Annotated in this window: 18 protein-coding genes; 6 read left to right on the top strand and 12 right to left on the bottom strand. The window is 69.3% G+C overall.

The features are described 5' to 3' along the window. Positions 1–30: 30 nt before the first annotated feature. A complete protein-coding gene (locus tag QSK10_RS17690) occupies positions 31–354 on the bottom strand; it encodes an FKBP-type peptidyl-prolyl cis-trans isomerase (RefSeq protein WP_285663937.1) in 324 nt (107 codons plus the stop codon). A gap of 13 nt (positions 355–367) precedes the next feature. Further along, complete coding sequence (locus QSK10_RS17685; protein WP_285663936.1) at positions 368–1,333, bottom strand: pirin family protein; 966 nt, start codon at positions 1,331–1,333, stop codon at positions 368–370. A 112-nt stretch (positions 1,334–1,445) separates the two neighbouring features. Here QSK10_RS17685 and QSK10_RS17680 point away from each other — a divergent pair, with 112 nt between their 5' ends. Next, positions 1,446–2,441, top strand: coding sequence for a pirin family protein (locus QSK10_RS17680; protein WP_285663935.1), 996 nt, complete (start codon positions 1,446–1,448; stop codon positions 2,439–2,441). On the opposite strand, the gene QSK10_RS17675 is transcribed toward QSK10_RS17680, so the two are convergent. Next, positions 2,438–2,941: a hypothetical protein gene (locus tag QSK10_RS17675; RefSeq protein WP_285663934.1), complete on the bottom strand. Its 504-nt coding sequence runs from the start codon at positions 2,939–2,941 to the stop codon at positions 2,438–2,440. The genes QSK10_RS17680 and QSK10_RS17675 overlap by 4 nt on opposite strands. A gap of 49 nt (positions 2,942–2,990) precedes the next feature. Continuing rightward, entirely contained in the window at positions 2,991–4,271 is a 1,281-nt protein-coding gene (locus QSK10_RS17670; protein WP_285663933.1) for a M14 family zinc carboxypeptidase, read from the bottom strand. Positions 4,272–4,337: 66 nt separating this feature from the next. On the opposite strand from QSK10_RS17670, the gene QSK10_RS17665 reads away from it, so the two are divergent. Both QSK10_RS17665 and QSK10_RS17660 read left to right on the top strand, forming a co-directional pair. Then, positions 4,338–5,141, top strand: a complete 804-nt coding sequence (locus tag QSK10_RS17665; protein ID WP_285664469.1) for a DUF3097 domain-containing protein — start codon at positions 4,338–4,340, stop codon at positions 5,139–5,141. A gap of 50 nt (positions 5,142–5,191) precedes the next feature. After that, entirely contained in the window at positions 5,192–6,037 is an 846-nt protein-coding gene (locus tag QSK10_RS17660) for an SGNH/GDSL hydrolase family protein (RefSeq protein ID WP_285663932.1), read from the top strand. Positions 6,038–6,098: 61 nt separating this feature from the next. On the opposite strand, the gene QSK10_RS17655 is transcribed toward QSK10_RS17660, so the two are convergent. Together QSK10_RS17655 and QSK10_RS17650 are read right to left on the bottom strand one after the other, a co-directional pair. Then, on the bottom strand, positions 6,099–10,469 hold the full coding sequence (locus QSK10_RS17655) for a S8 family serine peptidase (protein WP_285663931.1): 4,371 nt from the start codon (positions 10,467–10,469) through the stop codon (positions 6,099–6,101). 272 nt (positions 10,470–10,741) lie between these two features. Next, the gene (locus QSK10_RS17650) at positions 10,742–10,942 is read right to left on the bottom strand and encodes a hypothetical protein (protein ID WP_285663930.1); all 201 of its coding nucleotides are present in this window, start codon (positions 10,940–10,942) and stop codon (positions 10,742–10,744) included. Positions 10,943–11,132: 190 nt separating this feature from the next. Here QSK10_RS17650 and QSK10_RS17645 point away from each other — a divergent pair, with 190 nt between their 5' ends. The 3 genes from QSK10_RS17645 to QSK10_RS17635 all read left to right on the top strand — a co-directional run bounded on the left by QSK10_RS17645 (position 11,133) and on the right by QSK10_RS17635 (position 13,980). Then, a complete protein-coding gene (locus tag QSK10_RS17645; protein WP_285663929.1) occupies positions 11,133–11,789 on the top strand; it encodes a PadR family transcriptional regulator in 657 nt (218 codons plus the stop codon). A gap of 83 nt (positions 11,790–11,872) precedes the next feature. Next, entirely contained in the window at positions 11,873–12,880 is a 1,008-nt protein-coding gene (locus QSK10_RS17640) for a phosphotransferase (protein WP_285663928.1), read from the top strand. Between the two features lie 11 nt (positions 12,881–12,891). Further along, positions 12,892–13,980, top strand: coding sequence for a C45 family autoproteolytic acyltransferase/hydrolase (locus tag QSK10_RS17635; protein ID WP_285663927.1), 1,089 nt, complete (start codon positions 12,892–12,894; stop codon positions 13,978–13,980). A gap of 133 nt (positions 13,981–14,113) precedes the next feature. Here QSK10_RS17635 and QSK10_RS17630 read toward each other — a convergent pair whose 3' ends face one another. From QSK10_RS17630 to ngcE (QSK10_RS17605), 6 genes are all read right to left on the bottom strand, one after another. Beyond that, on the bottom strand, positions 14,114–15,013 hold the full coding sequence (locus QSK10_RS17630; protein ID WP_285663926.1) for a carbohydrate ABC transporter permease: 900 nt from the start codon (positions 15,011–15,013) through the stop codon (positions 14,114–14,116). A 16-nt stretch (positions 15,014–15,029) separates the two neighbouring features. Further along, entirely contained in the window at positions 15,030–16,007 is a 978-nt protein-coding gene (locus QSK10_RS17625) for a carbohydrate ABC transporter permease (protein ID WP_285663925.1), read from the bottom strand. A 21-nt stretch (positions 16,008–16,028) separates the two neighbouring features. Then, the gene (gene ngcE, locus QSK10_RS17620; RefSeq protein ID WP_285663924.1) at positions 16,029–17,468 is read right to left on the bottom strand and encodes an N-acetylglucosamine/diacetylchitobiose ABC transporter substrate-binding protein; all 1,440 of its coding nucleotides are present in this window, start codon (positions 17,466–17,468) and stop codon (positions 16,029–16,031) included. Positions 17,469–17,493: 25 nt separating this feature from the next. Continuing rightward, on the bottom strand, positions 17,494–18,246 hold the full coding sequence (locus QSK10_RS17615) for a sugar isomerase domain-containing protein (protein WP_285663923.1): 753 nt from the start codon (positions 18,244–18,246) through the stop codon (positions 17,494–17,496). A 64-nt stretch (positions 18,247–18,310) separates the two neighbouring features. Continuing rightward, positions 18,311–19,285: a MurR/RpiR family transcriptional regulator gene (locus QSK10_RS17610; protein WP_285663922.1), complete on the bottom strand. Its 975-nt coding sequence runs from the start codon at positions 19,283–19,285 to the stop codon at positions 18,311–18,313. 409 nt (positions 19,286–19,694) lie between these two features. Further along, entirely contained in the window at positions 19,695–21,116 is a 1,422-nt protein-coding gene (gene ngcE / locus QSK10_RS17605; protein WP_285663921.1) for an N-acetylglucosamine/diacetylchitobiose ABC transporter substrate-binding protein, read from the bottom strand. Between the last annotated feature and the right edge of the window lie 119 nt (positions 21,117–21,235).

Raw genomic sequence — 21,235 nt, 5'->3', positions numbered from 1 at the left:
CGGCGCGGTGGTGCGCCGGGCCGTTCGCCGTTAGTTGATGCCGACGAGTTCGACGTCGAAGATCAGGGTGGCGCGGGGTGGGATGGCGCCGGGGAATCCCGCTTCGCCGTAGGCGAGTTCGTGGCCGATGGTGAGGGTGCGTTTGCCGCCGATGCGCATGCCGAGCAGGCCCTGGTCCCAGCCTTTGATGACCTGTCCGGCGCCGAGGGTGAAGCTGATGGGCTGGCGTCCGGCGGAGCTGTCGAAGACGGTGCCGTCGGTGAGGGTGCCGGTGTAGTGGACGGAGACGGTGTCGCCGTTCTTGGCTTCGGCTCCGTCGGTGGGTGTGTGGTGTTCGGTGATCTCCAGTGCCATGGGGTGCACGTTATCAGCGGGTGCGTCCGCGGGGTTTGAGTCGGGTGGTGGGCATGGGGGGTGCGTCGAGTCGGGTGCCTTTGCCGGTGTAGCCGGTGACGGTGCCGAAGCGGGGGTCGTGGTTTTCCCAGGCTTGGCGTGCGGTGACGATTTCGTCGTGGTCGCGGGCGATGAGGTTCCACCACATGACGATTTCTTCTTGGAAGGGTTCGCCGCCGAGGATGAGGAGGGTGGTGGGTTGGTCGTGGGTGGTGATGGTGAGGGTGGTGCGGTTGGTGCCGAGGTAGAGGAGGGGGCCGGGTGGGAGTGGGGTGTTGTCGATGGTGGGGTTGCCGGTGGCGGTGAGGGCTCCGTGTTCGTGGTGGGGGTTGAGGGGGATGGTGTGGGTGGTGTTGGGGGGTAGCTGGATTTGGAGGAAGAGGAGGGGGGTGTGGGTGGTGGCGGGGCTGGTGGTGCCGTTGTGGGTGCCGAGGATGACGGTGGTGGTGCCGTCGGTGGGTAGGTGGGGGTGGTGTTCGAAGTGGGGGGTGGTGTTGCGGGCGTGGTCGGGTAGGGCGATCCAGAGTTGGAAGCCGTGGAGGGTGGGTGGGGTGTCGGGGGTGGTGTTTTCGCTGTGGGTGATGCCGTGTCCGGCGGTCATGAGGCCGAGTTCGCCGTTGGTGAAGGTTTGGTGTCGGCCGGTGGAGTCGCGGTGCTGGACGTGTCCGCTGATGAGCCAGGAGACGGTTTGGAGTCCGGTGTGGGGGTGGGGTGGGACGTTCATGGGGTGGGTGTGGGCGGGGTGTGGGCCGTAGTGGTCGATGAAGCAGAAGGCGCCGATCATGCGGCGGGTGCGGCTGGGGAGGGTGCGGTGGACGGTGGTGGTGTCGCGGATTCCGCCGAGGGCGACTTCGTGGCCGGGGATGAGTTCGGTGGTGGGGGTGGTGCTGGGGGTTGCGGCGCAGGTGGTTTCGGTGGGGTTGTGGTCGAGGTTGCTCATGGGGTGAGGGTAGTGGGGTGGGGTGGGTGTGGTGATCTTGGCGGGGAATAGTTGACGTGTCAGCATCCTTTGATACTGTTGCTGACGCGACAACAAATTGGAGGTGGTCGTGATGCCGGCCGTGACCGTGGACAACCCACTGGCGCTCCCCCGCGTCCCCGAACCCAACCCGCTGACCGACCTGCCGCGCCCGGTGGTGTCGGTGACCACCGCCCCCACCGGCTACGAGGGCGAGGGCTTCCCGGTGCGCCGGGCCTTCGCCGGTGTCGACCTGCGAGCGCTGGACCCGTTCGTGCACATGGACCAGATGGGCGAGGTCGAGTACGCCCCGGGTGAGCCCAAGGGGACCCCGTGGCACCCGCACCGGGGTTTCGAGACGGTGACGTACATGATCGACGGGGAGATGGCCCACTCCGACTCCCACGGCGGGGGCGGTCTCATCGGGGGTGGTGACACCCAGTGGATGACGGCGGGGTCGGGGATCCTGCACATCGAGACTCCCCCGGAGCACCTGGTGGCCTCCGGTGGGCTGTTCCACGGGCTGCAGCTGTGGGTGAACCTGCCCCGGGACGCCAAGTTCGCCCAGCCGCGCTATCAGGACATCACCGGTGACCGGGTGGCGTTGCTGTCGTCGGGCGACGGTGGCGCGCTGGTGCGGGTGATCGCCGGTGAGGTGGCCGGGCACGCCGGCCCGGGCAGTACCTATACCCCGATCACGCTGGTGCACGCGACGCTGTCGCCGGGGGCGTCGCTGACGCTGCCGTGGCGGGCCGACTTCAACGCGCTGGCCTATGTGCTCAACGGCGACGGGTCGGTGGGTGCCGAGAAGCGCCCGATCGGCGCGGGCCGGCTGGCGGTGTTCGGGGCCGGTGACAGCCTCACCATCGCCGCCGGCGCCCGGCAGGAGTCGCGCTCGCCGAACCTGGACGTGTACATCCTGGGCGGGCTGCCCATTCGCGAGCCGATCGCGATGTACGGGCCGTTCGTGATGAACACCAAGGCCGAGGTGGTGCAGGCCTTTGAGGACTTCCAGGCGGGGCGGCTGGGGCGGATCCCGGCCGCGCACGCCGATGTGGCCGGTGCCGACGGCGGCCCGGTGACCGCCTAGGCGGTCTCTTCGGACGGGGACGGTTCCACCGGGACCGTCCCCGCCGGTGCCAGGGTCCAGGCGACGGTGAGCCCGGCCAGCAGCTGGCAGACCAGCAGCACCACCAGGGCCGCCACGCTCAGGTACTCCCCCGGCCACAGTGGCGCGTCGGGGTCGACGATGGCCATCAGCGGCGCGGCCAGCCACAGGATCGCCGCGGGGAAGACCACCGCGCCCACCGTCACCGACACCATCCGCTGCGGCACGGCCGCGGCGATGCCGGCCGCGGCCGTCCAGGCCAGGATCCCGCAGGCGACGGTGACGGGCAGGACGTCGAGGTAGAACCCCGTCCAGTCACCCAGGCCCTCCCCGAAGCGCAGGGCCACGGGGTGCCCGGGGACCAGGCTGCGGCTGAGGACGGGTGCCCGGGGTATCCCGGCGGAGGCCACCGGCGGCAGCAGGACGGCCAGGATCAGCCATCCGGCCAGGCCGGGCAGGATGCCGCGGGTTCGCGATCGCATGAGCGGTATTGTCGCCCGCCCCCGCCGGGGCCGGCGGGGGCGGGGTGGATCACAGGACGTAGGGGCTGTCGGCCTCGTCGGCGGCGGTCAGCAGCGCGCCCTTGTTCAGCGGCCAGATACTGGAGTCGACGCAGCTGTAGGCGGGCAGGAACCCGCCGCAGCTGCCCGATTCGCCGCCGACTTCGATGGTGAAGCTGGCCACGCCCAGGGCGCCGTAGGTGTAGTCGTCGGTGACACCACCGGAGGTGTAGCCGACCGTCTCGGGCCCGGTGCCCACGATGTAGCCGTTGCTCTGGGCCATCTTCTTGCCCAGGGCCCGCAGCTGGGCGTCATTGGGCGCCTTGGCCGAGGTGTAGCCCCACGGGACCACGACGTACCCGCCGTAGGAGTGCAGGGTGATCATGGTGTCGCGTGCGGTGGTGGGCGCCGGTCCGGTGTCACCGCGCTGGTCGGGGTGGATGGCCCGATACCACGACTCCAGGGCCTTGACCTCGGGTTCGCTGGCCGCGGCGGTCCCCTGGTAGGTCTCGGAGCAGGCGCTGTTGGACTCGTTGCCCCACTTGTAGCTGGAGTTGCGGTTGAGGTCGACGCCGATGGAGGTGCCCGAGCAGCCCCGGGAGTTGTTGGCGTTCTTGCGCTGCAGCTTGGGCCGGTTGCCGCCGGAGGCCACGATGTCCACACCGTCGGGGTTGGCGATGGGCACGATCCACACCTCGGTGGAATCCAGCAGCGCGGTGATCCGCGCGTCACTGCCGTAGCCGGTGGTGAGGGTGTCGATGAACCTCCAGGCGAGCTCGCCGGTGGCGATCTCGCGGGCGTGGATCTGGGCGATCAGCGAGAAGCGCGGTTTGGGCGACTGCGGTGCCAGGGAGCAGTCGCCGGCGTTCTTCTTGGTGACGCACAGGGCCAGGATGTCGTGGCCGCCGGACAGGCCCTTGGTCTTGCGCCAGGAGTCGCCGATGTCGTACAGGCGCGTCAGGGACGGGTAGGCCGCCGCGACCTGGTTGAGGTGGTTCTCCTGGGCGGTGACGGTGTGGTAGCCGCCGTAGTAGGTGTCGGCGGCGGTCAGGCCCGCCGGGACGCTCTTGTAGACGGTGTCGACGTAGGTCAGGTGGCGTCCCTGGCGGGTCAGTTTCGCCGCGGTGGCCTTGTCGGCGACGATGATGGTCCCGCCGGGGCCCTCGTCGGCGATGTCGAGTCCGCTCAGGCCCCTGGCGTCGTCGATGCGCCAGTAGTAGGGCGTGGAGTCGGATGCCTGGGTGGGTGAGGCCACCACCGTGACGGCCAGCGCGGCGGTGAACGCCGCGGCCAGCAGGGTGCGTAAGCGCATGGCGCGCTCCTTTCTCTCGTAGAGGCGAGTGTGGCAGTTCGCCCGCGGCGGCGGCGGTTTGCCAGACTGGGGGGCGTGTACGACGACGATGTGCTGGCCACGCCCCGCAAGCGCCCCGTGACACCCGTGGTGGAGGCGACCGGGGAGGTCGTGGCCGAAGAGGCGGTCAGCGGTTTCTGCGGCCTGGTGGTGGACTGCGCGGCCGATTCAGTGACTCTCGAAGACCGGCACGGGCGGCGGCGGGTGTTCCCGCTGCTGCCCGGCGGGTTCCTCATCGACGGGCGCACCGTCACCCTGGCCCGCCCCAAGGGCACCGGCCCGGTGCGCGCGGTGCGCTCGGCGTCGGGATCGACATTGGTCAAAGACCACACCGCGCGCGTGGCGCGGGCGGCGCGCATCTACGTCGAAGGCGCCCACGACGCCGCCCTGGTGGAGCGGGTGTGGGGACACGACCTGCGCGTGGAGGGCGTGGCGGTGGAGTTCCTGGAAGGCGTCGACGACCTGGAGTCGATCGTGGCGGCCTTCTCCCCCGGCCCCGCCCGGCGCCTGGGCGTCCTGGTCGACCACCTCGTGCCCGGCTCCAAGGAGTCGCGGATCGCCGCGCGCGTTTCCGGCGAGCACGTCCTGGTCACCGGTCACCCGTTCGTGGACGTGTGGCAGGCGGTGAAGCCTGCGGCGGTGGGCATCGCGGCCTGGCCGGTGGTGCCCAAGGGCACCCCGTGGAAGGAAGGCGTGATCGCCGCCCTGGGCTGGCGGATGGACACCGGGCAGGCGTGGCGGCGGATCCTGGAGTCGGTGCGCGACTACCGCGACCTGGAGCCGCTGCTGCTGGGACGGGTGGAGGAGCTCATCGACTTCGTCACCACCTGAGGCGCGCGGCTACCCTTCACCACGGCCGAAGGCGGGAGAAGGGCGGCGGCATGCGCTACTGGAAGACGGTCCTGGCCGCGTTCGCGGCGGTACTGGTGCTCACCGGCTGCACCGCCACCGGTGACCCGGCCGCCCCGCCGGTGGCCTCATCGGCCCCGGCCGGGCCGAAACCGGGGGTACCGGCCTCCATCGCCGCCCTGGGCGACTCCATCACCCGCGGCGTCAACGCCTGCGCCAAACTCGGCACCTGCGATGAGGTGTCGTGGTCGACGGGAGCGCGGCCCTGGTCGCACGCCTCGCGGCTGCAGGCCCTGCGCCCCGACGCGGTGGTGCGCGCCGCCAACTACGCCGTGCCCGGCGCGGTGGCCGCCGACCTGCCCGCGCAGGCCGCCCAGGCCGCGCCCACCCGCCCGGGCTATGTCACCGTCCTCATCGGCGCCAACGACGCCTGCCAGGCCACCCCCACCGAACCCGGCGTGCTCGGCGAGCGCGTGGGTGAGGCGCTGCGGCTGATGGTGGAGGCCGAGCCGGGTGCGAAGATCCTGGTGGCCAGTGTCCCCGACCTGTACCGGTTGTGGGAGGTCGCCCACGGTGAGGAGCGGGCGCGGTGGGTGTGGTCGCTGGGGTTGTGCCCGGGGCTGCTGGCCGATGCCGGTGACGAGGGGGCTCAGGCGGCGCAGCGGCGGCAGCGGGTCGCCGAGGTCGTCGACGGGTACAACCGGGCGCTGGAGGAGGCGTGCGCGCGGTTTTCGGGCAACTGCCGTTTCGACGGTGGCGCGGTGCACGAGGCGGGCCTGGAGCTGTCGCATCTGTCCACCATCGATTTCTTCCATCCCGGTGAGGCCGGGCAGGAGGCGCTGGCCGAGGCGACCTGGCGCGCCGGGTACGGCTGGTAGGCGCACACGGGGAAGGCCCCCGCACCATCGGTGCGGGGGCCTCGTTGTCAGGTCAGCGGTGTTAGGCGGGCAGGAGCCAGCCGCCGTTGACCTTGCTGGGTGCCGAGCACCCGAGTTTGTCGAGGGTGAAGTCCAGGATGTTCTCCTGGCCCTTGATGACGGTGAAGATCGCCACGTCGGCGGCCCAGCCGTCCTTGGAGACGATGACCTGGTACTTGCCGGCCTTGAACCAGTAGGCGTAGTCGCCGTTCTTGTCGGCCTTCAGGTCGGTGCGCACACCGGTGGAGATGAGCTTGATCTGGACCTGCGCGCCCACGATGGGGTGCACCGCGCCCGAGCAGTCGCGCCCGCCGATGGTGCCGACGAGCTTGCCGAGGTTGGCGGTGGGGGCCACGATCATCTGGACACCGATGGTGGCGTTGCCGTACGGGGTACCGGTGTTGACGCGGAAGGACGCGTCGTAGGTGCCCGGCTGGTCGATGCCGTCGGCGGCCTTGCCGGAGGTGACGACCTTGACCGTCACGGTCTGGCCCGGGTTGACGGTGACCTTGCTGGGGTTGGCCGACAGCCAGGAGACGTCGCCGCTGGCGCCGCACTCCTCGTAGCCGGGCAGGTTCTCAGAGCCCTTGACGCCGGGTGCGCCCGAGCCCGAGCCACGTCCACCGATCTTGTAGATGCCGCAGGTTCCGGCGCCACGGTAGAGGGTGTTGATGGCGTTGCCGAGCGTCGACCAGGTGTTGGCGCCGGCGTCGAAGGCGTAGGTGGCGTTGGTCAGGCCGCTGGAGGCGTTGACCACGCCGTTGGACACGACCAGGCGGTCGTTGCCCACGCCGTAGGAGGCGGCCCACACGTCGGCGGGCATGTCGGCCTTCTGGGTCCAGGTGGCAGAGGACGGGTCGTAGGACCAGGTCTGCTTGGTGGATCCGGCCGTGGCGTTACCGCCGGCGCACACGATCTGCCCGCCGAGGGCGCCGCAGGCGGCGTAGGCGATCGACGTCGGGTAGGACGTCAGGGTCTCCCACGCGTCGTTGGCGGCGTCGTAGGTCTGCACCAGGTTGGACTTGGGGCAGGTGGCGCCGTCGACGCATCCGCCGACCAGGTAGATCTTGCCGTCCAGGACGGCGTGGCCGGCGGCGGCCATGGGCTGGGGGTTGTCCGACTTCTGCGACCAGGTGTTGCTGCCCGGGTCGTAGGCGTAGGTCTCGGAGTTGTTGGGGTCTCCGTTGTCCCAGCCGCCGGTGACGTAGAGCTTGCCGTCGACGAACTCGCCCTGGGCCTGCATGAGGGGCTCGGGGATGTCGGCGATGGCCTTCCAGGTCTTGTCGGCGGGGTTGTAGACGTAGGCCTTGGTCGACGGCGAGGACGGCTGGATGCCGCCGACGGCGTAGACGAGGCCGTCGTTGGTGGCCACGACGTGGTCGAAGATGCCCGCGGGGGCGTCGGTGATGGACTGCCAGCCGTCGGCGGCGGTGCCCTTGGGGGCGATGCCGCCGGGGTTGTCGATGCGTTCGATCTTGCCGGTGGCGGCCGGTGCGCTCAGGGGCGTGATGGTGGGCGCCATGCTGGACTGAATCGACTGCATCGTCCAGCCGCCGGGAACCTCGGAGAGGTTGACGGTGGCCGGGGCGGTCCCGGAGTTGGTGATCTTCACCGAGTGGGTCCAGCTGCCGCCCATGGTGACCACGGAGTTGAGCTGGGTCTTGTCGATGCTGATCTTGCCGGCGCCCAGGACGTAGTCCTGCTTGACGGTGCCGTGGTTGGCGACGTTGACCGTGGCCGAGGACGAGACGTATCCACCCTTCTCAGCGGTGAAGTTGTGCGCACCGGTGGTGGGGGTGAACAGCCAGTAGAAGCCGTCGGCGAGGTTGGTGTCGTCGGGGGTGGCCACGGTGGTGGCGGTGGCCCCGGAGACGGCGTCGGTGATCTTGGCGCCGTTGAGGGCCTTGCCGGTGTTCTGGTCCAGGACGGTGCCCACGACCAGGCCGCCGTTGACCGGGACGCAGGCGGGCATGCCGACGCGGACGTTGTCGACCTCCCACCACCAGTCGTAGGTGCCGACGTAGTGGAACTTGAACTTGGCGGCGGTGGCGGTGGCGTAGGCGGCCAGGTCGATGGACTCGGTGGCCGGGCCGCGGCGGTCGTCGCCGTTGACGTGCTCCCACAGCTTGGTCCAGGTGGCGCCGTTGTCGGTGGTGATCGACACCGAGGCCACGTCGCCGGAGAGCATGTTGAGGTCGCTGTTGAAGGTCAGGACCTTGTAGTTGGCGGTGGAGACGTTGACCGCCGGGGAGATCAGGTCGGTGTCGACGTCCTTGCCCGAACCGGACTTGTCGCTGTCGGCCACGGCGAAGCCGCCGTCACCGCCGGAGAGGTTGCCGCGGTTGCCGGGGTCGTTGAAGGCCCAGGCCAGGCCGCCCTTGGTGGAGTTGTTCACCACGGTCCACCCGGTGGGGGTGGTGGTGCCGGTGAACCGCTCGTCGAGGGTCAGGGCGCTGTAGTCGAACTGGTAGCCCTTGGCGGTGCAGGCCGGCAGCGGGACCAGCGCGGCGTCGGCGGTCATCACCTGGGTGGTGTCGACGACGACGTCCTTGGTCTGGTAGCCGGGGTACTGCGCCTCGAAGTGCAGGGTGTAGGTCCCGCCGGGCAGGGTGACGCTGTAGGCGCCGGTGGCGGGGTTGGTGTAGGTGTACACGTTGGTGCCGGGCACGGTGACCTTGGCGTACAGGGGCCAGCCCTGGCCGCCGCCGTCGGTGACCAGACCGCGGATGGTGCCCGAGGGCACCGACACCAGCGCCAGGGTCACCGTGGCGGTGGCGCCCTCGGTGACGTGGGCGGTGGTGGTCTTGGTGCCGTAACCGAACTTGCTGGCGGTGATGGTGTAGTCGCCGGCGCTGGCGGTGGCCAGGTTGAACTTGCCGTCGGCTCCGGTGGTCAGGGTGCGGTCGACGGGGCCGTCGACGACGACGGTGGCGCCGGCCAGGGCGGTGCCGTCACCGGTGACGGTGCCGGTGAGGGCACCGGTGCCGCCGCGGGGGCTGGCCGCGACCGCGGCGAGCGCGTCGAGGCGGCCCTCACCGAAGACGTTGTTGTTGGCCAGGGTGCCGCCGCATTCGAGGTTCTCGGTGTCGCGGGCGGTGGCGTTGAGGATGGCGATGGTGGCGTCGATGTCGCCGACCAGTGAGGGGGCCGCCGACCACATCAGCGCCACGGTGGCGGAGGTGTGGGGGGCTGCCATGGAGGTCCCGGAGTAGGCGCCGTAGGCGTTGTTCGGGAGGGAGGAGCGCACGTTGACGCCGGGCGCGGCGATGTTGGGCTTGATCTGCCCGGCGCGGCCGGGGCCCCGCCCGGAGAAGTACGCGATGGCGTTGTTGACGTCGTAGGCGCCCGAGGAGTAGCTGACGGGGTAGAAGCCCGGGGAGCCGCTGGTGTTGCAGCCCAGGTCGCCGTCGTTGCCGTTGGACCACGACGGGAAGATGCCCGCGGTCTTCCAGTTCTGGACCATCGACTCGTACCACGGGTCGTCGCCGGGGTCACCGCCCCAGGAGTTGTTGATGATGTCGGGGGCCTTGGTGGGGTCGGGGTTTTGGCCGTTGGCGTCTTTGGGGGCCAGCAGCCACTGCCCGGCGGCGATCAGGTGGGTGTCGGCGCAGGAGCTGGTGGCACAGCCCTTCGCGGCGATCCACTTGGCGCCGGGGGCCACACCGATGGTGTCGGTGGCGGTCCCGCCGACCATGGTGCCCATGGTGTGGGTGCCGTGGCCGTTGTTGTCACAGGGGACACCGGCGGTGGGGCAGGAGCCGGTGGCGTCGAACCAGTTGTAGGAGTGGTCGTAGGTGCCGTCGGTCTTCTTGCCGCGGTAGGCGCCGTTGACGGCCGGGTGGGTGTAGTCCACACCGGAGTCGAGGTTGGCCACCACGATGCCTTCGCCGCGGACACCGAACTGGCTCCACACGTCGGTGGCCTTGATGTTGGTGAGGTTCCACTCCACGCCGTTGGTGGTGGCCTCGGTGGTGCCGGCCTGAGGCGTTTCCAGGGTGGTGTGGGATTCGACCTCGATGCGCTCGACGTCGCCGAGGACGGCGAGTTTGTCGATGACGCCCTTGTCGGCGTTGCCGATCTTGATGAGGTTGACGATCCAGTAGGACTCGTAGGCCACGCCCTGGTCGTCGAGGACCTTGCGGGCCTGGGCCTGGGTGCGGTCGGCCTGCTCGGTCAGGGCGTCGTATACCGCGATGCCCTTCTCGTTCTTGGTCTTGGCGGCGTGGGCGGCCGACATGTCGGCTTCATCGCCGAAGCGGACCCAGATGTCGGCTCCACCGTCACTGGACAGTTCGGACAGGACCTTGGCGTCGACCTTGGCCGCGACGGCCTCGGCCGTGGTCTGCGCGGGGTCGGCGTAGGCGATGCCCTGGCCTAGGAAAAGCGGCAGCACTGCTGCTGCCGCGGTGAGGGTTAATGCGTTGCGCCATCGCCGTGTCGGGCTATGCACGACGGCTCCCTTCTCGGTGGTTTGCCGGATGTGCGGGTCGGGTCGCCCGCATGTTCCGGTTCGCCGACGATCGTCGTCCATGCGAATACCGAGTGCAATGGGTGCCGTGTGGCGTCTTTACGCCACAACAGGATACGCCATCCGGTCAGCGGAACCAGACGAACGGCTCGTGCGTCGGGTCCGGGTGGTCCTGGCTGGTCATCTGTTGGTCGGGGTCAGTGAAAGAGATCTCCGGCGAAGCCGAGTCCGGCGGCGGCCAGTATCGCGCCGATGATGAGAAAGACGATGGAGACGAGGATCCAGGCGACGGCCGCGCCGAAGGCGCCGAAGAACCCGATCTTGAAGGCGGTGCCGGCCGAGACGGTCACCTTGGAGCGGTCGGGGGTGTAGCCGCCGCCGTACTGGTCATAGCTCATGGACACCGACGGTAGAGCCCTCGTGCCACACCGGGCATCGACCGGGCGGACGTGCGAGCGCGCCGCGACGGAGCGTGCCGGTGGCACGAACGGGCCCATACCCGTGACCGTGTGGCACGCGGTGCCGCCCAACTTGCGAACAGAACAGTTTCGATATATCTTTAACTTACGACGAGAGAGGGAGTCCATCATGAACGACCACTGGTTCAACGACGAACAAGGCCGCCGCCACCACCGCGGACGCCGCCCGCACCGCCACGACGACCACGGCTTCATCCCCCCCGTGCCCCCCATCCCGCCACCACCGCCGGGTCCCCCGCCAATGGGCTTCCCGCCCGGCTCCGGCCACTGGCCCTTCGGCGGACCCGGCCCCCACCGCGGCCGCACCCGCATGCGCCGCGGCGACGTGCGATCGGCCATCCTGGGCCTGCTCACCGAAGAACCCCGCAACGGCTACCAGCTCATCCAGGAACTGGCCAGCCGCTCCGGCGGCATGTGGCGCCCCAGCCCCGGCTCCATCTACCCCGCCCTCCAGCAGATGGAGGACGAGGGACTGGTCCGCGCCGTCGACATCGACGGCAAACGCACCTTCGAACTCACCGAGGCCGGCAACCGCTACGCCGCGGAGAACCCCGACCGCCTGCGCGGCCCCTGGGACAACCTCCAGTCCAACGTCGACGACGAGGCCGTGGAATACCGCCGCCTGGTCGGCCAGGTCGTCACCGCCGCCGAACAGGTCGCCACCGCCGGCGGGCCCACCCAGATCGACAAGGCCCGCGCCCTGCTCGCCGAAACCCGACGGGGTCTTTACCGCATCCTCGCCGAAGACGACGACGATCTCGCCTGATACCCCGACAAGCCCGGCGCGCCCGCGTACGCGCCGGGCCCACCGGTGCGCGCACCCGCGCCGGGACCGAATACCGTGAACCCATGGTGTTGACCTCCCCGCCGCCACCGGCGACAGTCGTGGCCCAATGGCGGATCGGCCAGGTGACCAAGATCGGCCGGGTCGCCACCGGCATGATGAACAAGAACTGGCGCGTCGACACCGACACCGGCTCCTACGTCCTCAAACTCTTCCTGGACGTCCGCGGCCCCCAGCTGGCCTTCCAGCACCGCGTCCTGCGCTCCCTGGCCCAGGTCGGCGTCCCGGTCCCCCTGCCGGTGCCCACCCGCTACGACTCCGAGACCATCCTGGTCGCCGGGCACGAGTACGGCCTCTTCCCCTGGATCACCGGCGTCCACCGCTCGGGCCTGTCGATGACCTTCGAGCGCGTCACCGAACTGGGCGCCACCCTCGGCCGCATCCACGCCACCCTGCGCCACACCCTCCCCACCCGCCCGGCGCCCTACCAATCGCAGGCCCAGACGGCCATCGCCGCCCTCGCCAACATCGACCGCCTGCTGGACGTGGTGGAGAACCGCTCCACCAACACCGACTTCGACCGCCTGGCCGAACGCACCCTGCGCATGAAACGCGGCATGCTGCTGCGCCTGGCCGACCGCTTCCCCCCGCCCATCCCCACCACCATGGCCGGCTACATCCACGGCGACTTCCACCCCCACAACGTCCTGCTCGACCGCAGCGACCAGGTCATCGCCGTCCTGGACTGGGACCGCCTGCGCGTAGGCCCCTACTCCCGCGAACTCGTGCGCGCCGCCAGCTTCTTCTTCACCTACGGCGACGAACGCGGCATCGACATCGAACGCGCCGCGGCCTTCATCGCCGGATACCGCTCCACATACGACATCGGTCCCCAGGCCATCGCCGACGGCATCCACCGCCTGTGGTGGGAACGCCTCACCGAGAACTGGATCGTGGAGTGGCACTACCTGCGCAAGAACACCGCCTCCGACCACCTCCTGGCCGGGCAGGCCGCCCTCCTGCAATGGTGGACGGGACGATACGACGAGGTGATGCAGGCCCTCACCGTGTAAGACTGGCCGCCATGAACACCCCCCTGCCCCATCTCACCCTCACCGGCACCCCCCACCAACAGGGCCTGACCCACGGCCGCGAACTCGCCGGCGACATCGCCGCCAACGTGGCGATGTACCGGGCCCGGCTGCGCGACGACGCGGGCCTGACCGGTGAGCAGGTCGCCGAGCGCGCCGGGTTGTACCTGGACGTGTTCACCGCCGCCGACCCCGCCTACCGCGCCATGATGGACGGCATCGCCGAGGGCTCCGGGCTGCCGCTGATCGACATCGCCGTTCTCAACGCCCGCTACGAGATCCTCTACAGCGCCTGGAGTGCCGCCGGGCGCACCGACGTCGGCGAGTGCACCTCCTTCGGGGTGACCCGGGCCGCCTCCGGTGACGGGGTGGCGCGCATCGGGCAGAACTGGGACTGGTTCCCCGGTGTGCGCTGCGCCCTGCTGCGGGTGGAGGAGGAGGGCCGCACGATCCTGGGCCTGACCGAGGCCGGTATCGCCGGGGTGAAGATCGGCGTCAACGACGCCGGTGTGGGCCTGTGCGTCAACGGGCTGACCAGTGACACCGACTCCTGGGAGCGCGGTGGGCTGCCGTTCCACCTGCGGACCTGGCGGGCCCTGCACGCCCCAGACCTGGCCGGGGCGATCGCGGCGGTCACCGAGGGCGCCGAGGCCGGTGAGGTGTCCTGCTCGGCGAACTTCATGCTGGGCGACCGGGGTGGCGTGGCCGATGTGGAGCTGTCGCCCAAGGGCGCGCGCGTCCTGCGCACCGAGCGGGTCCTGGTCCACGCCAACCACTTCGTGGATCCGGCGGTGCTGGGGGTGACCGAGACGTGGCGGACGTGGCCGCCGACGACCTTCGACCGCCATGAGCGCCTGGAGACGCTGCTCGGGGACGGTCCGGTGGCACTCGATGAGATCGAGGCGAAGCTGCGCGATCACGAGAACGGCGTCAACGCGCTGTGCCGCCACCCGCTGCCCTCGCAGCCGGAGCACCTGCGGGTGCACACCGCGCTGGGGGTGATCCTGGACCTGGACGCTCCTGCGGTGTCCTACACCGCCGGTCCGCCCTGCGAGTCGCCGTTCACCACCGTGGCCCTCTAGCCGCCGCAACGCCTGAAAGGCCCCCACCGGATGCCCGGTGGGGGCCTTTGCGGCGTGTGGGGTGTTCGGTGGTGCCGGGGCGGCCCTCCACAGCGGCCGCCCCGGCACCACCGAGTCCCGTGGGCGCTACCCGTTACTTCAGGGCGCCGGCGGTCATGCCCGCCTGGATCTGGCGCTGGAAGATCGTGTAGGCGATCAGGATCGGGACCATGGCGATGACCATGGAGGCCATCAGCGCGGTGAAGTCGGGGTCGTAGCGTTCCTTGACGGCGATGTTGGCGATGCCCTGGGTCAAGACGTTGTTCTCCTCGCTGGGCATCAGCACCAGGGGCAGCAGGAACTGGTTCCACTGGCCGATGACGTTGAAGATGGCGATGGAGATGATGCCGGGCTTGGCCATGGGCAGCATGACCTGGAAGAACAGCCGGTAGTGGCCGGCGCCGTCGATCATGGCGGCCTCGGCGACCCCGTGCGGGAGGGTCTTGAAGAACGAGGTCAGGAAGAACACCGTGAACGGCAGCGAGTAGGCCACATAGACCATGATCAGGCCGTACTTGGTGTCCAGCAGGCCCACCGAGTCCATGATCGAGTGCAGTGGCACCAGGGCCAGGAACACCGGGAACATCATGCCGGAGACGAACAGGTAGAAGAAGAACCTGTTGCCGCGGAACTGGTAGCGGGCCAGGACGTAGGCGGCCATGGAGCCCAGGGCCATGGTGAAGAAGACGCCGCCGCCGACCACGACGATGGTGTTGACGAAGAAGCCGCCGATGCCGGCCTTCTCCCACGCGCGGCCGAAGTTCTCGAAGTGGAGGCTGGAGGGCAGGCCCAGCGGGTTGGCGAAGACCTCGTCGTTGCTCTTGAGGGAGGTCAGGATCATCCACAGCAGGGGCAGGATGATCATCGCCGCCCACAGGGCGAGGAATCCGTGGGAGAAGACGCGCATCACGCCGCCGGTGCTCTTGATGCCGCGCTTGCCCTTGGGCTCGGCGGTGGTGGCCGCCGGAGCCGGGTTCTGGGTGGTGGTCGCCATGTACCTGGCCCCTTTCCTACAGTTCCACGTTCTCGCGGCGGGTCAGCCGCATCGACAGGGCCATCAGGGTGAGCGTGAAGAAGAACAGGATCACGCCCACGGCGCAGGCCATGGCGGCCTGTCCGTTGGAGAAGAAGTTGTACATCACGCCGCCCATGACCTCGCTGCCGTGGTCGGGGCCGCCCTGCTGCGGGGTCATGATGAACACCAGCGCGAAGCCGTCCAGGGCGATGATGCCCAGGTAGATCCAGGCGGTGCGGATGGAGTCGAACAGCAGCGGGAGGGTGATCTTGAAGAAGGTCTGGACGCGGCTGGAGCCGTCGATCATGGCCGCTTCGTAGATCTCGGCGGGGATGGAGGCCATCGCCGAGGAGAAGTAGACCATGTAAAACCCGACCGAGCTCCACACCATGACGATCATGACCATGACCAGCACGAGGCTGGGGTCGGATACCCAGCCGCTGGACTTGAGGGGCACGCCGAAGATCGCGAGCAGGGCGTTGAGCAGGCCGTACTCGTCGGAGCGGTAGATCGCCTGCCACAGGATGCCGATCATGACCACCGACAGGACCTGCGGGAAGAAGAAGAGGATCTTGTAGAAGGCCGAGCCGCCGACGCCGCGCATCCGGCCGCCCCGGCTCTTTCCGCCGACGTTCAGCATGAACGCGAAGAAGAGAGCCAGGGCGATGACGGCGAGGGGGACCACGATCAGCATGATCGCGTTGTGCTTGAGCGCCGGGATCAGGTACACCGAGTACAGGTCGCTGGTGAAGAGCTTCTTGAAGTTCTCCAGGCCCACGAACTTGTAGTCGGGGTTGGTCCCGTTCCAGTTCGTCATGGAGAACTGGAAGGCCTGCGCGAACGGCGACAGCACCAGGATGAGGTACAGCGCCACCGGCAGCACCAGGAACGACGCGACGAACCAGTTCGCGCGTCGTTTCGAGGCGCTTTTGCGCCGGCGCGGCGGCGCGCTCACTTTCGCGGTGTCACTCATGATCGTGGTCCCCTGACCGGCCTAGTTGCGGTGCTGCTTCTGGATGGAGGAGTCGGCCTTGATGTCGTCGGCGGCCTTCTGGGCGATGGTGATGAACTCGTCCGGGCTCAGGCGGCCGGCCATGACCTCACCGAGCTTGGGACGGATGATGCCCTTGCTGGCGTTGGCGTACCACTCGTCGAACTTGAACGGGTAGGCGGCCGAGGCGGTGGTCTTGAGGGCCTCCTGGACGGCGCGGACACCGGGGGTGTCGGGCATGCCCTCGGACTTGCCGGCGACCACGGTCAGCGAGGAGGTCTTGGCGGAGAACGCCTCGCGGCCCTTGGCCGACAGCATGATGCGCAGGTACTCCATGCCGCCTTCGCGGTTCTTGGCGTCCTGCGGGACGGCGAAGCCCTCACCCGGGGCGGCCCAGACCGCGTTGGGGTTGGTCGAGCCGTCCAGGGCGGGCACGATCATGCACTTCAGGTCGAAGCCCGGGTCGGCGGCGAGGAGGTCCTTCTCCTCGTTCTCCAGCCAGGAGCCGACCGGGATGAACGCCGCGTCCTTCTTGATGAAGCGCGCCTGGGACTGGCGGTGGTCCAGGCCCTCGGAGCCGTCGAGGATGTAGCCCTTGGTCTTCAGCGAGACCATGGCCTCCAGGGCGAGCTTGATCGAGGGGTGCTTCCAGGCGTTGGCCTCAAGGTTGTCGATGTTCTTGACAACGTCGTTGCCGCCGTGGCGGGCGGCGAGGGTGAAGAGCACGTCGAACAGGTAGTACGGGTGGACACCGGTGTAGGTCCACGGCGCGATACCGGCGGCCTTGATCTTCTCGCAGAGGGCGAGCATCTCGGTCCAGGTCTTGGGCTCGGTCCAGCCCTTCTCCTTGAACAGGCTGCCGCTGTACCAGATGGCGTACAGGGTGAAGCCGTAGTTCAGGACGTTGAACTTGCCGTTGTAGGTGCCCAGCTCGACCACGCCGCCCAGGAGGGTGTCGCGCACCTTCTTGGCCGGGTCGTCGATGGAGGGGGCGTCCAGCAGCGGGGTCAGGTCGGCGTACTGGCCGTTGTTGGCCAGGTCGGCGTGGTTGATCTGCTGCGCGCCGGAGTTGTCCAGGACGTCCGGCGGGGTCTTGGACTGGAAGCGCGGGCCGATCTCGGCGCGGATGTCGGTGATGCCGGCGTGCTTGATGGCCGACTCGGGGAACTTCGCCTTGTAGAGGGCCTCCTGGGCGATGGCGTAGTCATCGCCGTAGCCGCCCTTGAAGACGACGACCTCAAGGGGCTTCTTGCCGTCGACCTTGAAGGGGTTCTCGGCGTTGGTGTTGTCGGCGGCGACGCCGTCCTTGTCGTCGCTGCCGCCACCGGCGCACGCCGCGAGGAACCCGGCGGCCGGGACGGCCATGCCGAGCGCCGCGGAGGTCTTGAGAACGGACCGGCGCGAGACCTCGCCGCTCTCGTTGGGGGTGGTTTCGGTTGCCATGGTGTGTCTCTCCTGGGGGTTCGGGTCAGGCGGTGCGGCGGATGCGTCCGGCGTACCGCGACTCGATGGTGTTGTTGTGTGCGTCCCCTTCGGGGATGTTGGCCGAGAGGTACACGGGTGGCACCTCTCCGCCGTCGAGCTGCCGCCGAACTACTTCGGCGACGATCATCTGCGCCAGTAGGGCGGCGCTGATGGAAGAGGCCGCGCAGACCGCACCGCCTGTGGGCAGGGGCAGGAGCGCGTCGCCGTACGGTGCCCTGTTGTCCAGGACGACGTCGGCGATGTCGAGCAGTCGTTTGCCCGAGGGGTGCCGGGCCGGGACCCGGGAGCTGTGGTCGGCGGAGGTGATCGCGATCAGCGGGTGGCCGGCTTCGGCCACCGCGAGGGCGAATTCCACGATCGAGCCGTTGATGCCCGACTGGGAGGCGATGACGAACACGTCTCCGGGGCGGGCGCCGGTGAGGGCGAAGAGTTTGCGGGCGTAGGCGGGGTCGCGTTCCAGGAGGGGGCTCTCCAGGAGGGAGGCGTCCTCACCGCCGATGAGGACCAGGTCGCGCAGGGCGATGCGGTTGGTGGGCACCAGTCCCCCGGCGCGCCCGGCCAGTTCCATGGCCAGGGCCTCGGAATGTCCGGTGCCGAAGACCTGCAGGACGCCGTTGTCGCGCAGCGAGGCGGCGATGAGGCCGGCGGCCTGGGTCACGCCCTGGGCCTGGGTGGCCACGACGTCGGCGAGGACCTCGTTGAGGGCCTGGACGTAGGCGTGTGCGTCGACGCTCATCTGCGCTCCTTCGCGGTGTCGGGGTCTGGCGGGGTCGGTTAGGGCTGTTGCACGTTACAAGCGGTCAGGCGCCGGCCGTCGCGGGGCCTCGGGTTATGAGGCGTTCACCGGTGTCGGTGGCGCCGCGGTCGGTGCGGTGGGCGGCCACCGCGCGCGAGGTCGAGGCGAAGAAGGTGTTGGTGCAGGGGAAGTTCAGTTGCGCCACGGCCACGTACAGCAGGTCCAGGACCAGCATCTGGGAGTGGCGGGCGGCCAGGACGTCGGCGCGGAAGCTGCGGGTCTGGGTGCAGGTGGTCAGCACGATGTCGGCGACGTCGGTGATGGGGGCGGCGGGGAAGCTGGTGACGGCCACCGTCAGCGCGCCGTGGCTGGAGGCCTCGGCCAGCATCTCGATGGTCTCCACGGTGGCCCCCGAATGCGAGACGGCCACCGCGACGTCGCCCTCCGACAGCAGGGCCGCGCTGGTGAGGCCGTCGTGGACCTCCCGCCAGGTCCACACCGGGATGCCGATGCGGTGCAGGCCCGACTGGAACTCGGCGCCCACCAGGGCGCTGCCGCCGATGCCGTAGACGTCGACGCGGGAGGCTCCGGCGATGGCCTCGGCGGCGCGTGCCACGGCGGCCACGTCCAGCAGGGCCGCGGTGTCCTGGATGCTGGCCACCGCCGCCGACAAGACGTTGCCCAGGACCAGATCGAGGGAGTCGCCGGGGTCGATGTCGCGGCCGATGTCGACCGACCAGCCCACCGAGGCCGCCGCGCGCCCGGAGGCGGTGGCGATGGCCACGCGCAGCCCGGCGTAGCCGTCGAAGCCCAGGGCGCGGCAGAAGCGGGTGATGGTGGCCGGGGAGGTGCCCGAGCGCTCGGCGAGCTCGACGATGGTGGAGCGGGCGGCGCCGGCGGGGTCGGCCAGGACCTGCTCGGCGACCTTGCGCAGGGCTCCGGTGAGTTCGCCGTGGGCCGTGCGGATGCGGACCAGCACTCCGCCGCTGGGGTCGTCGGCCACCTGGGCGCGACCCTCGTCGGTGTGGTGCTCGGTCATAGCTGGTGACGCTCCTTTGCATCGGCCCGGTGACGTGAACCACGTCGTGCGCTGAGAAGAACTTTTACCTTCGCGGCCCGATCGTCAAGGGCTGGCGGGAAATCTTTTCATTCCCGAGACCTTTCGTAACGGTGGGTTCATGACGTCTTCACGGTGCGCCGATCACGGCCTGAGCCGCTGCTCGGCGATGAACGCCCAGGTCAGGGCCGCTGTGGCCGGGCCAGCTGAACAGTAAGGTTCCCGGCGTCTTGACGTCAAAGACGAAAATACGAGTTACCAACACCACCCCGCGTTCACCCGCCGGTCGCCGCCACGTCACTTGTGGACGAGTCGCGCAAAACGGGCACGGCGAACAGGGCCGGAAAAAGGGGGCGATCCCCTTCTCCCGGCCCTGGCGAGTCGCGGCCGTCTAGCCCTTGGCGCCGTTCTTGCGCAGGGTGTCGGTGGCCTCCTGCAGGTGGGCGGTGAACTCCGAGGGACGCATCGTGCCGACCATCAGCTTCAAGATCGCCGGGCCCACGACCTCATCGGAATAGGTCCGGTACAGCTTGTCGAACTTGAAGGAGTACACCTCGTCACCGGCCTTCTTCAGCAGCTCGGCCGTCGACTGGACACCGGGCGAGTCCAGGCCGCCCTCGGCGGTCTTGACCGCCGTCAGCGACGCCACCCGCGAACTGAACTGCCGCGAACCCTCCTTCGACAGCATCAGCCGCAGGTACTCCAGCCCACCGGCGGGATTACGCGCCTGCGCCGGAACGATGAAGGCCTCGTCGCCACCGGCGAAGACCATCCCCGGGGCACTGCTGCCCTCCAGCGCCGGCGGGCCCATCACGCTCATCTTGAACTTCGGCGGGGTCTTCTCCCGCTGCTCGTTCTCCAGCCACGACCCGCACGGAATGAACGCCGCGTCACCGTTGCACCAGAAGTCCTGCGACTCGGTGTGCGACATCGTGGCCGCGCCCTTGTAGATGTAACCCGACTGGCCCAGCTGATACCACGCCTCGGCCGCCAGCCGCACCGACTCGTTCGTCCACGCCTTGGCCGACAGCGAGTCCATGTCCTTGGCCACCTGGCGCCCACCGTGGCGCACCGCCAGCGTCACGAACGGCTCCAGCAGGTAGTACGGGTACTTCCCCTGGAACACGAACGGCGAGATCCCCTGCGAACGGATCCGCCCGCAAAGCTCGGTGAACTCCGGCCACGTCTTGGGCACCTGCCACTTGCGGTCGTTGAACAACGCCGCGTCGTACCACAGCCCCGAGGCCGAGTAGCTGTAGAACAGCATGTACATCTTGTCGCCGCCGAAAGACCCGTCGGCCACGATCCCCGGACGCAACGTGTCACGGACCTTCACCGCCGGGTCATCGGCCGAAGGAGCGTCCAGCAGCAGCGTCAGATCCAGCAGCTGCCCCTTCTCCTTCATCTCCTCCGGCGGCACCTGATGGGCACCGGAGTTGTTGACCACGTCCGGCGGGCGCGCCGCGGCCAGCAACGGCTTGATCACCTCGGAGATCTCCACGACCGCCAGATGCTCCACCGGAGCCGAAGGGAACTTGTTCTTGTACAGGACCTCATGGCCCTCGGCGGCGTAACGATCACCGTAACCGCCGTTGAAGATGACCACGTCCAAGGCGGTGGCACCATCGACGCCGAACGGATTGTCCGCACCACCGGTATTGGCCAGCGCGCCCTTGGGCGCCGCCGCGACCGGCTCGTCGCCATCGGAACACGCCGACACGAGCCCGGCGGCCGGACCCAGGACGGCGGCGCCGAGCGCGGCCCGGCGCAAGACGCTCCGGCGGGTGGCACGGCTGGAGGATGAGAGGGGCACCGACCGACTCCTTCTGACCGTTCTGACCGGAGGGATCCGCACAGAGAGGTGTGACACGGAAAGGTACCTGACCCACCCCGCCCCCCACCTCACCCCTCCCGCCAAGCTCCCACCGGCGA

The sequence above is a fragment of the Actinorhabdospora filicis genome (assembly GCF_030269765.1).
GTDB lineage: Bacteria > Actinomycetota > Actinomycetes > Mycobacteriales > Micromonosporaceae > Actinorhabdospora > Actinorhabdospora filicis.
Note: the sequence above shows the minus strand (reverse complement) of the source record. Positions and strands in the feature narration are given on the sequence as shown.